This is a genomic window from Pseudoalteromonas sp. NSLLW24, from assembly GCF_015864725.1.
In the GTDB taxonomy this organism is placed as follows: Bacteria; Pseudomonadota; Gammaproteobacteria; order Enterobacterales; family Alteromonadaceae; genus Pseudoalteromonas; species Pseudoalteromonas arctica.
In genome coordinates, this window is sequence record NZ_JADYWQ010000002.1 from 222791 (window position 1) to 235860 (window position 13070).

General features: G+C 39.0%; 15 protein-coding genes. 12 read left to right on the forward strand and 3 right to left on the reverse strand.

Annotated features, from left to right (window positions below):
• Positions 1-15: 15 nt before the first annotated feature.
• A complete protein-coding gene (locus I6E72_RS02560; RefSeq protein ID WP_002959294.1) occupies positions 16-513 on the forward strand; it encodes a chemotaxis protein CheW in 498 nt (165 codons plus the stop codon).
• 17 nt (positions 514-530) lie between these two features.
• The gene (locus I6E72_RS02565; RefSeq protein ID WP_197110963.1) at positions 531-932 is read left to right on the forward strand and encodes a DUF2802 domain-containing protein; all 402 of its coding nucleotides are present in this window, start codon (positions 531-533) and stop codon (positions 930-932) included.
• 31 nt (positions 933-963) lie between these two features.
• On the opposite strand, the gene I6E72_RS02570 is transcribed toward I6E72_RS02565, so the two are convergent.
• Together I6E72_RS02570 and fliK are read right to left on the reverse strand one after the other, a co-directional pair.
• Positions 964-1272, reverse strand: a complete 309-nt coding sequence (locus tag I6E72_RS02570) for an EscU/YscU/HrcU family type III secretion system export apparatus switch protein (protein ID WP_024589934.1) — start codon at positions 1270-1272, stop codon at positions 964-966.
• A 2-nt stretch (positions 1273-1274) separates the two neighbouring features.
• Positions 1275-3728, reverse strand: coding sequence for a flagellar hook-length control protein FliK (gene fliK / locus I6E72_RS02575; protein WP_197110965.1), 2454 nt, complete (start codon positions 3726-3728; stop codon positions 1275-1277).
• A gap of 113 nt (positions 3729-3841) precedes the next feature.
• On the opposite strand from fliK, the gene ccmA reads away from it, so the two are divergent.
• Genes ccmA through I6E72_RS02625 form a run of 10 tightly spaced genes read left to right on the forward strand, consistent with a single transcriptional unit; the run spans position 3842 to position 11562 of the window.
• Positions 3842-4462, forward strand: coding sequence for a cytochrome c biogenesis heme-transporting ATPase CcmA (ccmA, locus tag I6E72_RS02580; protein ID WP_076915509.1), 621 nt, complete (start codon positions 3842-3844; stop codon positions 4460-4462).
• Complete coding sequence (gene ccmB, locus I6E72_RS02585; RefSeq protein ID WP_002959286.1) at positions 4462-5148, forward strand: heme exporter protein CcmB; 687 nt, start codon at positions 4462-4464, stop codon at positions 5146-5148. Before ccmA ends, ccmB begins: the two co-directional genes overlap by 1 nt.
• A complete protein-coding gene (locus tag I6E72_RS02590) occupies positions 5148-5885 on the forward strand; it encodes a heme ABC transporter permease (protein WP_007585844.1) in 738 nt (245 codons plus the stop codon). The genes ccmB and I6E72_RS02590 overlap by 1 nt, the downstream gene beginning before the upstream one ends.
• Positions 5886-5887: 2 nt before the next feature.
• A complete protein-coding gene (gene ccmD / locus I6E72_RS02595) occupies positions 5888-6091 on the forward strand; it encodes a heme exporter protein CcmD (protein WP_007585846.1) in 204 nt (67 codons plus the stop codon).
• Entirely contained in the window at positions 6088-6567 is a 480-nt protein-coding gene (gene ccmE / locus I6E72_RS02600) for a cytochrome c maturation protein CcmE (protein WP_007585848.1), read from the forward strand. Before ccmD ends, ccmE begins: the two co-directional genes overlap by 4 nt.
• A 2-nt stretch (positions 6568-6569) precedes the next feature.
• Entirely contained in the window at positions 6570-8540 is a 1971-nt protein-coding gene (locus I6E72_RS02605; protein ID WP_024589932.1) for a heme lyase CcmF/NrfE family subunit, read from the forward strand.
• The gene (locus I6E72_RS02610; protein WP_007585852.1) at positions 8537-9106 is read left to right on the forward strand and encodes a redoxin family protein; all 570 of its coding nucleotides are present in this window, start codon (positions 8537-8539) and stop codon (positions 9104-9106) included. Before I6E72_RS02605 ends, I6E72_RS02610 begins: the two co-directional genes overlap by 4 nt.
• Positions 9106-9567: a cytochrome c-type biogenesis protein gene (locus tag I6E72_RS02615; RefSeq protein WP_007585854.1), complete on the forward strand. Its 462-nt coding sequence runs from the start codon at positions 9106-9108 to the stop codon at positions 9565-9567. The genes I6E72_RS02610 and I6E72_RS02615 overlap by 1 nt, the downstream gene beginning before the upstream one ends.
• Positions 9568-10821, forward strand: coding sequence for a c-type cytochrome biogenesis protein CcmI (gene ccmI / locus I6E72_RS02620; protein ID WP_197110975.1), 1254 nt, complete (start codon positions 9568-9570; stop codon positions 10819-10821).
• 9 nt (positions 10822-10830) lie between these two features.
• Entirely contained in the window at positions 10831-11562 is a 732-nt protein-coding gene (locus I6E72_RS02625) for an MlaA family lipoprotein (protein WP_007585858.1), read from the forward strand.
• A 70-nt stretch (positions 11563-11632) separates the two neighbouring features.
• On the opposite strand, the gene I6E72_RS02630 is transcribed toward I6E72_RS02625, so the two are convergent.
• On the reverse strand, positions 11633-12856 hold the full coding sequence (locus I6E72_RS02630; RefSeq protein WP_197110977.1) for an EAL and HDOD domain-containing protein: 1224 nt from the start codon (positions 12854-12856) through the stop codon (positions 11633-11635).
• Positions 12857-13070 lie beyond the last annotated feature (214 nt).

Below are 13070 nucleotides of genomic sequence, written 5' to 3' on the forward strand. Positions count from 1 at the left end.
TTACGGGGTAATAGCATGAATCAAGATAAATTACTGTCAGCAAATAAAAACGCAGATAATAATGATGAAATTTTACAGTGGGTTACGTTTAAGCTAGAGGAAGAAACCTACGGCGTAAATGTAATGCAAGTACAAGAAATACTTCGTTATACAGAGATAGCCCCTGTACCAGGTGCACCTTCTTACGTTATTGGTATTATTAACTTACGCGGTAACGTTGTAACTGTTATTGATACTCGTGCACGTTTTGGTTTGTTAGCTGCTGATGCAACCGATAATTCTCGTATATTAATTATTGAAGCTGAAGAGCAAGTTATCGGCATTTTAGCCGACAGCGTATCTGAAGTCGTTTATTTACGCAGCTCTGAGATCGATAGTGCACCAAATGTTGGTACTGAAGAAAGTGCTAAGTTTATTCAAGGCGTTTGTAATCGTGATAATGAGCTACTGATTTTAGTCGATTTAAACAAGTTACTCAGCGATGATGAATGGGATGAGTTAAGCGATATATAAGCTTTACCAAATAAATTATGCTGTTACTTAGTATAGCTATATCAGCGTTAGCGGTAGGACTTATATCGCTTGCGCTAATAATTGCATTAAAAAACAAACAAGTGAGTGAAGTTAATGCTGTATTACAGCAGCTTAAAGATAGCTCAGAGCAAACTCATATTTTGCGAAGTGAAATTTCAGAGCTTAGAACAGGGCTTTTAAGTATTGGTAAGCGAGTGCTTGAGGTTGAGCAACAAAATCAAGATTTAATACAACAACAAGCTGCGCAAAAATACGATGACCCTGATGCTAAAATTTACTCTCGTGCAGTAAAAATGGTTGAGTTAGGTGCGGACCTCGATGAGGTGATACGCGAATGCGAATTACCGCGAGCAGAAGCCGAATTACTATTTTCACTACATAAACAAAAAGGCGCTTAGCGCCTTTTTAGTTATAAGCGTGTAAATAATCTCACGCTTTAATATTTAACTTACCTTGAAAGTCTTGCCAGCCTGGCGGAAATTGACCTCTTAATACATACGAAAACGCAATAAGCTCTGCAATTACATAATAAAGCTCTTTAGGGATTTCTTCCCCTAAGCTTAAATGCGACAACGTTTTAGCAAGCGCTGCATCTTCGTGGATCATAATTCCTTTTAATTTTGCTGCTGCAATTATTTCGTCAGCTAACTCACCAAACCCTTTTACGCTTACTGTGGGGGTGTTGCCAGCTTCGTATAAAAGCCCAATGGCTGACTTATTAATAGGTGTATCACTCATTACTAAACCTTAATATTAATAATTGCATGAGATTTATAAAATGCCTGATTATTTGCATCGCCTCGCTTTAAGTTGAGCTCTCCAACTTGTAAACCATGCTTAGCTAGTTTGGATCTTAAATTATCTAAGTGAGGGTGAGCAATTGCGCTTACTTCTTGGCTCGAGGCTAATAGCTGGCAATCGAGTGCTTTATCCATTAACTCAGCGGTAATTTGTAACTGCCCAATCTGTGCATAATCAAAGTTTAACCTGACAAACCATACATTTTTATCTTCTAATTTATCTGCGCTTGGCTTTTTATATTGCCCCAGTGTTATTTCTGTTTGGGCGGCCTCAGGCGGCAATTTCATTGGTAATAAAAATTGTGCAAGCGGGTTTGTGTCAGGTTGCTGATTTGGTGTTGAAACACTTACTTGGGTAAGTGTATTTTTAACGTGTACGATTTCGCTAGCCAATGCTTGCACTTGAGCTTGCTGCAGTTGTTCAAGTATTTTTGCTCCCGCGTTTCCTGTTTTAAAAGTAGGTATGAGTACTTGTAAAAGTGCATCTAAGCCAGTTTGGTTATTAAAGCTTATCGGTGTTACTGATTGGCTAATTATAGGGGCTGCTAAAATACTCACTGCAACTTGTTCAAGTCCTTTAGTGAAGCTACTTTGTAGTATATCACCCGTTAATTGAGATGGCTGTAAGGTGGCTAATACTTCACGCTGTATGGTCGCAGGGTTAATATTATTACTAGAGACCATGCGATTAAATGCTTGGTTAATTAAGCGAGTTAAATCGGGCGTTTCTTTTGTTGCTCTATTTGTAATATCAGTAATTTGACTACTTAAAAGCTGTTTGTTACCAGCTACTCTATCCGTAGGGATTGTGGCATCAGGAAGCTTTAATAGTGTGCTTAATAGCTTTGCTTCTATTGGTTGTAGCATTTGACTACGAGAGGCAATATTAGATAACGGCTCTACTAATGGGAGCATATTTTTAATCGAGGCTGGGTTTACACTGTTTTGATTGTTGCCGTTTATTACTGGTTGCACTGAAGACGTTGTTTGCCCTTTAGTAACAATTTCACTTGTAGGCTTAATTAACGTATCAACTTTACTGTTAGTACTAATATTTAGAGCACTCAATTGACTCGCGTTTAAATTACTTGGCTTAGCGCTCGCCATTCCATTTTGAGTAATATTATTTGGCGTTGGCGTGTTAGCTGTTGTTATATTTGTAGATGATTGCCAAACACTAACACTTCCTTTTATTTGCTGAGTTAATTGTACAAGTGGCGGAAGTCTTGAAAAGTGCTCTGGTAAAGTATTGCTCGTATTACTATTTAACGCCGTACTTACATTTTGGGTAATGTTAACTCTATTTAACGGTGATACTGTTAATTGCATAACTAAGCCCGGCCTTTGTATCGCAGATGATCCAGACGGCGGCATTAACTCAGATTTATTTGCTGCTGCAAAGGGCTTACTTTCAAAATATTTAACTGCATCATTAATTCGCGTTTTTAAATCACTAAAGCTATTTTGTAGCCACGACTTTATTGGGCTATCAGGTGTAAGCAGTGGGCTTGCTTTAATAGTGGACGCAGAAAAAGGTATTTCAGGGACACTGTTTTTTTGAGCTAAAAGTAACTCGTTAAACGGTTTAGAAAATGAGTTATTAAGCGTCACTTTTATATTATTAGTATCGGTTTTAATAAGTAATTTATCAGCCTGATTTATTAAATTCACCTTAATAGGCGTACTAGGTAGCTCACTAACTTGTTGATTAGTAATAGGCGTTGTAAACGAACCTGACTTTTGAGGATGAGTCAAAATAGCTAGTTTAGGTGTTGCTTGAAGTTGCGCACTAGGTAATAAGGCCACGAGTAAATTAGTAAGTTTAGTTTGGCTAAGTGGTTGCGTATGAATTGTATCTGCAAAGCGATTAATAACATTAAGCTGTGCGCCTTTGTTAGTAGTGCTAACAACTACTTTTAAAGGCTGCTCGGTTAAAAGTAACTGCGCTACGTCTTTATTTATGGCAATGCTGGCGTTAAGTTTATCAATTACTAATTTTGGGGTAGGGGACATAACCACTTGTAAATCCATTGGTTTGCTTTGTACCTCACTGCCCGTGCTTACATAATTTAATAAACGCTGTAATTGTACTGGTTGATTTAAAGTAAGGGTTGTAGTGTTTGGCGTGATGTTGAGCTGTTTGCCATCGGGACTAAGTTGTATGTTAGCACTGGCTATTTTTTGTAAATTTTGAGGTGCACTTGTAGTGCCAAGTCTTAATGTCTGCCAATGTTTATCAATAAATACATCAAGCGTAATCGAGTCTTTCGAAAATTGAATGTTTTTAGCCGCAAGTACCTCATTAGGTAATTGCGATAACTCATTGGTTTGAGGGTTTGTCGATTGATTGATAACCAATGAATTAGATAATGTTATTTGCGTTGGCGTATTCATTATTTTAAATCAAGTTTTCTCTATTTTAAGTGAATCGATTTTAAAGCAATATTCGTATTACCCTATCATTATGGTAGACTAACGCCTAATTTTTGGCAGAGAGAATCGTCATCTTGTTACACATTAAGTCCGTCACCTGCATCAAGCAAGATCGTTGTTTGTTTGCGGATCTTAATTTTAGCCTTAATAGCGGTCAAATCATGCAATTAGCGGGTCCTAATGGGGCTGGTAAAACATCGCTATTGCGTATTATCGCAGGCTTTTCTGTGCCTGATGAAGGAGCTGTTTTATTTCAAGAACAGCCTATATCTAAGTATTACGAAGAGTATGCCAGAGAACTACTCTTTATAGGCCACAAAACAGGTGTAAATACTCAGCTTAGTGCAGTTGAAAATGTTCGTCATTGGTTACAAATTAATGGCTACATAAACCAGCCTGACTTGTATCCCATTTTAGCGCAACTTGGCCTTGTTGGACTTGAAGATGTACCGGTTAGAATGTTATCTGCTGGACAACAAAGACGTGTAGCTTTGGTTAGGCTTTGGTTAAGTGATTCTAAATTATGGGTACTTGATGAGCCATTTACCGCGCTTGATAAAAGCGGTGTTGCTTTTTTGCAGCAGCGATTTACTGAACACTTACAAAGCGGTGGTGCTATTTTATTAACGACTCACCAAGACTTAACGACCCATTTTAGTAACTTGCAAACGGTTACACTGGAGTATCGTCACTAATGACTCGTCAACATTCTTATTGGTTGCTATTTAGTGCGGTATTTACCAAAGATGTAAAACTTGCGTTTCGCCAGCGCGCTGAAATTGTAAATCCTATTTTGTTCTTCTTAATTGTAATTTCATTATTTCCGTTAGCAATCGGGCCTGAGCCTGGTTTACTAGCGAGAATGGCACCGGGAATTATTTGGGTTGCCGCATTACTTTCTACCATGCTGGGCTTGGATAAACTGTTTAGAGATGATTTTAACGATGGCTCGTTGGAGCAGCTAATTGCGTCCTCTTATCCATTATCGTTAACCGTACTTGCTAAAGTAGCTGCTCACTGGGTGGTAACAGGTTTACCGCTTGTATTAATGACGCCGCTATTTGCATTGTTGTTAAACCTAGAAAGTACGGCGTTAACAGCGACTGTTTTGACATTATTATTAGGCACTCCACTATTGAGCTTTATTGGCGCAATAGGCGCAGGGCTTACTGTAGGATTACAAAAAGGGGGTATTTTGATGAGTTTACTCGTACTGCCTTTGTATATTCCTGTTTTGATTTTTGCAACGTCGGCTATCGATACCAGCACCATGTCGCTGGATTATAGTGGGCAGCTTGCCATCCTTGGTGCAATGTTACTTATTGCTATTATTAGCGCACCAATTGCCATATCGTCAGCTTTAAAAGTGAGTGTAAGTTAATGTGGAAGTGGTTACATCCCTATGCTAAAGCAGAGCGTGCATACCAGTTATGCAATACGTTACTGCCTTATTTTGCCGTAGTTACTGTAGTTAGTATGATTGTTGGATGGGTATGGGGGCTTGGTTTTGCACCTGCCGATTACCAACAAAAAGACAGCTACCGTATCATCTTTATTCATGTTCCTTCTGCCATTTTGTCTATGGGGGCTTACTCATCAATGGCTATTGCAGCTGTTGTTGCACTTGTATGGCAACTACGAAATGCCGAACTTGCCGTTATTGCTATAGCGCCTGTTGGTGCTTGTATTACAGCTATAGCGCTTATTACTGGCGCTGCATGGGGTAAACCTATGTGGGGTGCTTGGTGGGTATGGGATGCGCGTTTAACGTCTGAACTTATTTTATTATTTTTATATCTTGGCGTGCTTTCGCTTTATCATGCATTTGAAGATAAGAAGTCAGCAGGGCGTGCAGCTTCTATTTTAGCAATTGTTGGCGTAATTAATTTACCTATTATTCATTACTCAGTTGAGTGGTGGAATACGCTACACCAAGGCGCAAGCATTACAAAACTAGACACCAAAGCAATAGACCCAAGTATGTTTTGGCCACTTATGGTTAATATTTTAGCCTTTGCTGCTTTTGTAGGAACAGTGACTTTAATTCGTCTTAAAAATGAAATTTTACAACGCGAAAAGCACCGACCGTGGGTGCGTTTGTTGTTAAATAAGGGGTAATTATGCAGTTTGACTCTTTTTCTGATTTTATTGCAATGGGAGGCTATGGGTTTTATATCTGGCTTTCTTTTGGTACATGCGCTCTTATTTTACTCGGTATTTTAGTGAACTCTTTAAGAGATACCAAACGTATTATGGCTTCAGTTGAGCAACAAATAATACGTGAAGCGCGAATTAAAAAAGCTAAACAGGAACAAGCCTCATGAATCCAAGACGTAAAAAGCGCCTATTGGTAATTATTGCCGTACTGTTTGGTATTGGTGGATCAATTGGTTTAGTGCTTTATGCACTTCAAGAAAATATTAATCTTTTTTATACGCCAAGCGAACTTATTGATGGCAAAGGGCCTAATAAAGAAAAACCATTCATTGGCCAAAAGCTACGTATTGGTGGCATGGTTGTACCAGGCACGGTTGAGCGTAATGAACAGAGCTTACAAGTAAGCTTTAAGCTAATTGATACAGGTCCATTAGTGACCGTGCGTTATCAAGGCATATTGCCAGACTTGTTTCGTGAGGGGCAAGGCATTGTAGCGCAGGGCGTATTAATCGAACCTAATGTTATTGAAGCATTTGAAGTGCTTGCAAAGCATGACGAAGAATATATGCCAGCAGAAGTTGCAGAGGCAGTTAAAGGTATTAAGCACGAAAAACCAAAATACAACTTAGATAGTGGTAATTAGCTATGATCCCAGAAATTGGTTATTTTTCTTTAACGCTTGCCATGGTGCTAAGCGTTTTACTGTGTATTTTTCCTCTTTGGGGCGCGCATACCGGTAATCTTCGATTAATGCGTGCAGCTCCCTCTTTAGCAATTGGGCAATTCGCTTTTGTTTTAATCTCTTTTGCAGCACTTATTTACGCCAGTGTAACGGATGATTTTACCGTATCGTATGTGGCATATCATTCAAGTAGTACGCTACCTTGGTATTACAAAATCACCTCTACATGGGGCGGCCATGAAGGCGCTATTTTACTGTGGTTAGTAATGCAAGCTGGTTGGACTGCCGTTGTTGCTGCGCGTTCTAAATCACTCCCTTGGGTGCTACGTGCCCGAGTATTGGGCGTACTTGGTTTTTTAGGTGTAGGTTTTATGATGTACACCTTACTACTTTCAAGCCCGTTTGAGCGCCTACTTCCTTATTTCCCGGTAGAAGGGCGTGATTTAAATCCGTTGCTTCAAGATCCGGGCATGATTATTCACCCGCCATTACTGTACATGGGTTATGTAGGGCTATCAGTTGCTTTCTCTTTTGCTATTGCTGCGCTATTAACTGGCAAGCTTGATAACACGTGGGCTAAATGGTCACGTCCTTGGACAATGACTGCGTGGGGCTTTTTAACACTAGGTATTACAATTGGTAGCTGGTGGGCATACTCAGAACTTGGCTGGGGTGGCTGGTGGTTTTGGGATCCAGTAGAAAACGCATCATTAATGCCATGGCTTGTTGCGACCGCATTACTGCACTCGTTAAGCGTAACTGAAAAACGTGGTGTATTTAAATCGTGGACCGTACTACTTGCTATAGCAGCATTTTCATTGAGCTTATTAGGCACATTTATTGTGCGCTCGGGTATTATTGTATCGGTACATGCTTTTGCAACAGACCCTGATAGAGGCTTATTTATACTCGCCTTTTTAGGCATCGTTGTAGGTGGTGGCTTAGCGTTATATGCACTGCGTGTATCGCAAGTACATAGTGAAGGTCGATACAAGTTTGTATCACGCGAAGTGGCGTTATGGCTCAATAATATATTTTTAGTAGTTGCTACATTAATCGTATTGCTGGGTACTTTATTACCTATGGTTCATAAAGAAATGGGCTTGGGCAGTATTTCTATTGGCGAACCGTTTTTTAATAAGATGTTTGCAATAATTTTAGTGCCGTTTGCTATTTTGATGGGGATAGGGCCATTTTTACGCTGGAAGCAAAATAAATGGGCTTTCTTACAAAACAAAATATTAATGGGCGTATTAGCCAGTGTAGTGATTACCTGTGCTTGGTTGTTTTCAAGTTACGATTTAGTAAAACCACTTACGCTACTAGCCACTACGCTTGCGGTTTGGATTGCAATATCAACTGGGATCGACATTTATACTAAATCTGCTGTACACGGCACCTTAAAAGAAGGTTTAAAACGCTTAGGTGTAAGTTACTGGGCTATGGTGCTTGGGCATATTGGTATTTCGTTTGTTATTGCAGGTGTAACGCTTACATCGGCGTATTCAGTTGAGCGTGACGTATCGATGAAGCAAGGCGACACAGTTCAGCTTAATGAGTATGAATACCGCTTTGATGGTGTTAAAACTATTCGCGGACCGAACTACAGTGGTCATGCTGGTGTTGTATCGGTGCTTAAAAACAATGAGCTAGTAACACGCTTACACGCCGAAAAACGTAAGTATGATATTGGTATGCAGTTTATGACCGAGGCGGCAATAGATGCAGGCTTTACACGTGATTTATACTTAGCGTTAGGTGAGCAGTTGAGCCAAGGTGCATGGTCACTTCGCATTTATCATAAACCGTTTGTTCGTTGGATGTGGATTGGTGGTGTGCTTATTTCCCTAGCTGGATTTATGATTTTATTTGATAAACGCTACCGCACATCAGCTAAAACAGCGCGTAGAGCTGCATCGGAGAATGTTTTATGAACCGTAAAATTTTAGCTATTGCGCCGCTTTTAGTATTTGCTTTTGTATGTGTATTTTTATACCAAGGCCTTTTTGCTAATCCTCGTGAAATTCAAACCGGTCGGTTAGGTCAAGAAATGCCAGCATTTAATCTACCTGATTTAATGCAAGACAATAAGCCGTGGACCAACGAGTCTTTAAAAGGCGAAGTTTACTTACTAAATGTATGGGGTACTTGGTGCCCAACATGTTTAGTTGAACTTGGTTATTTAACTAAGTTACGTGAGCAAGGCGTTAAAATTATTGGGCTTTATTACGTACAAGGTTACGACGCCGACTTTGATGGCCCGTTTGATATGCAATCACTTCGCACAGAAGTGAGCGATATGCTGCAACGTGCGGGTGACCCATATCAATTTAATATCTTGGATTTACATCGTACTTTGTCGTTGGATTTAGGTGTTTCGGGTGCGCCTGAAACATTTTTAGTCGATAAAAACGGCACTATTTTGTTGCATCACACGGGCGATATAAACCCGCGAGTATGGCGAGCTAAATTTGCGCCAATTATGCAGGAGCTTAAATAATGAAATGGTTACTACTTACGCTTAGCCTTTTTGTAAGCATCAGTGCGTTTGCAGAGCAAGATCGCTATCAATTTGATAACAACAAACAAGCGATATTGTTTGAAGAGCTAACTAAAGAGCTGCGCTGTCCTAAGTGTCAAAATCAAAACATTGCGGACTCTGACGCTGTTGTTGCTAAAGACTTGCGCGATAAAGTGCTCGTATTGGTTAAAGAAGGTAAGAGCAAAGACGAAGTGATTGATTACATGATTGACCGCTTTGGCTATTTTGTTCATTACGACCCACCAGTTACACCAGCGACTTTAGTACTTTGGGTATTACCTGTATTAATTGTCATAGTCGGCTTTGGTTTTATTGTTATTCGCCAGCGAAAAGCATCAGTAAAACAAACGTGGAGCAGTGACGACGAAATGCTTTTAGCTAAGCTAATTGAACAAAATAAACGTCAGGAGCAAAGTTAAATGATTTTAATGTGGGCGTGTTTTGCTTTACTCACACTGGTTGCTCTTGGGTTTGTGATGTTGCCTTTTTTAAAAAAAGAGCGCGTTCAAACAATTACTCATAACGCCAATGCTGAGCTAATTAGCATTTATGAGCAGCGTTTAGTTGATTTACAAACCGATTTAGACAATCAGCGTATTGATACCGTAAATCATGCAGAATCAATTATTGAATTAAAACGCCGTTTATTGAATGAGTTATCACCAGAAAAATCACTAAACAGCAAAGGTAATAATCGTATTTTTGCTTTAACTGGTGGCGCATTTGTTCTTGCTCTAACAGGTGTTTTTTATGGTTTAACGGGTAGTCAGCAGCAAATTTCGGCTTGGCATGATGCAATGGATAATTTAGCTAATTACGGCGAGCGTGCTGTAATGCAAAAAGGTGAGCCGCTTAGCCAAAATGAGCTGCAGGCTTTTGCATTGGCACTTCGTACAAAGCTTAGCCGCTCAGGTGATGACGAAGTCGCTTGGTTGCTACTTGGACGAGTTGCTATGTCGCTTAATGAATTTGACATGGCGCAGCAGTCATTTGATAAAGCACTACGTATGAATCCTGATAATATGCAGGTACTTATTAGTTATAGCCAAGTTTTATTACTAGAAGGCAGCGAAGCTAATATGACTCGTGCGGCAGGTATGCTCTCAAAAGTACTAAAAGTTGAGCCTACCAATTTAGATGCAATTTCGTTATTAGCACTCATTGCTTATGAACGTAAAGATTGGCCTCAAGCCAAAGCTGCATTTGAAGTTTTACTTGCGAGTATGGAAAAAAATGATTCTCGTTATAGCATGATCTCTGAGCGTATCGCTGATATAGAGAAGCAAATGCAAACGGAAGGCTCTGTTATGCCAGTTACTACTACAACGGGTGCTATTGCAGTTACAGTCGACATTGCAAAAGAGCTTATAGATAAACAGCCAAAAGACGGTATCTTGTTTATATTTGCAAAAGCAGCAAGTGGTTCGCCAATGCCATTAGCTGCTGTTAAACTCGCTAAATATTCATTTCCAATTACAGTTGAGTTAAGTGATAGTAGTGCAATGGTTGCAGGGCTTAACTTATCTAGTGCAGAAAATATTATTATTTCGGCGCGTATTTCTATAGATGACTCGGTTATGCCAAGTTCTGGTGAGCTAGAAGGTCATTCAGAGTCGTTAAAGCGTGAAAGTGTAAGTGACTACCAACTTCAAATTGATACATTAATACCTTAAGGACGTTAGATGTTAAAACACAGTTTTACTTTTTTATGTTTATTGATACTAGCCGGGTGTGCTCAAGTACCACAAAGCAAAGTAGATGACAGAGATCCGCTGCAAAGTATTAATCGTCCATTATATGACTTTAATATGGATGTACTGGATGCTTATTTATTGCGCCCAGTTGCAGTAGGTTATGTTGAAGTAACGCCTGTACCGGTAAGAAACGGTATTGTTAATTTTACAGGTAATATTACAGCACCTGTCGATATGATTAATGCGGGTTTGCAAGGTAAGCCGGGTAATGCAAGTGTGAGCTTAGCGCGTTTTTTAGTTAACTCTACGGTTGGTATTTTTGGTATTTTTGATGTTGCCAGTTCACTTGGTCTTGAAATTGTAGATGAAGACTTTGGACAAACGTTAGGTGTATGGGGCGTGGGTGATGGCGCTTATTTAATGCTACCAGGCATGGGTCCTACAACAGCACGTAACTTAACCGGTGATGTAGTTGACAACTTTGTATTGCCTGAAGTTGCGCTAACGACTCCACAAACTATTCTAGTGTTTGTTTTAAAAGCAGTTGAGGCACGTGCATCATTAATCCCACAAGAAGGGTTATTAAATGATTCACTTGATCCGTACTTATTTGTAAAAGATATCTACTTTCAGCGTCAAATTTATGAGCTGTACGATGGCAACCCACCTATAAAAGAAGAGCCAGCTGATTTTGATGAAGACTTTTTAGAAAGTTTATAATTGAAAAGCCACTCATAAAAACGCCAGCTAAATGCTGGTGTTTTTATTTGCTTTTATTTTTCGTTAACTACTAACTACTAACTACTAACTGCATTTGCTCATTAACCCAAGCTAGTGCTTCATGATAAGCATCGGGAACTTTGTTACCTAGGTTTAGCTCTTTCGTTAGCTCGTTTGCGGCAGACCAATTTGCTTGTTCGTAGTATTTAACTAAGTTTAAATATTTTGCTAGCAAGCCTTCATCGTTTAATAGCGCTGCTTTTATATCATTAGAAAGTGGAAGCTTTTTCATGACGCTTTCCATACTCTCATCTAAAATAGCATCCATAAGCGACATCATACCGGTTAAAAATGCCATGCCGGTATCTTTAAACTGCCCATGGGATATAGCGAGCAATTCAGCAAATCGAGCGCGCGTAAGCGATAGCCTAATTAGCTCTACAGGTTTGTCTGCTGATACTTGTGCTGCAAACAGTAGTGACAATAGCTTTTTAATTTCATTGGCGCCAAGCACTATAAGAGCTTGCTTAATGGTACTTATTTCTGCGCGTCTTGCAAATGCGGCAGAATTTGAATACCTAAGTAATTTATAAGATAGATTTACATCACGTTCAAACACATCAGTGATTTTCTTAAGATCCATATCAACACTTGATGTTTCGTAAAGCAATTCAGCTAATGCCATTTCTGAAGGTGGTAGAGCCTTACTTTGTACCATTTCAGGTTTTGAGAAGAAAAATCCTTGGAAATAATCAAACCCAAGCTCTAAAGCTTGTTGGTAAATTTCATAGGTTTCTACTTTTTCGGCAAGTAACTTAATATGTGAGTGCGGTTTTAAATCGTTAAGTACCGTTTTTATTGTATCTATATCGGATGCTAAAAAGTCTATTTTAATAATATCAATAAATGGGTAAAAATGACGCCATACAGGTTGATGAATATAGTCATCAAGAGCAATAGTGTAACCTTTATCTTTTAAATCTTTAACGATAGCTAATAAACGCTTACCAGGCTGGATAGTCTCAAGTATTTCTACAACTATAGTGTCTTTACCTAGTAGTGTAGGGTAACCCTTTGATAGTGTTTCTAGGGTGAAGTTTATATAGGCAGGTTTATTGTCAGTTAAATCTTCTAAACCAAAATTAAACTGGCTACCCTCTATAAGTCGTGTTGTTGCTTCGTCACCATCTATATCGGGAAATACGTTATCAACGCCATCACGAAATAAAAGCTCATAACCGATAAGTTTTTTATCTCTATCTAAAATCGGTTGACGTGCAGCGTAAAAATACATAAACAGTTCCGTAAGAGTGATGTAATTGGGTATTGTAATAATATATGGCAAAAGATTCAAAATAGCATTACGTATATTTGCATGATTAATAAATTATCATTATAAATTAAGGTGTTTCTTCTATTTAATTTATTATATTTTACTAATTCGCTTTAAAATTATTCAACATGAGTATTTTTGTATCAGCTGGAAGCAACAAGTTGGAGATTTTATT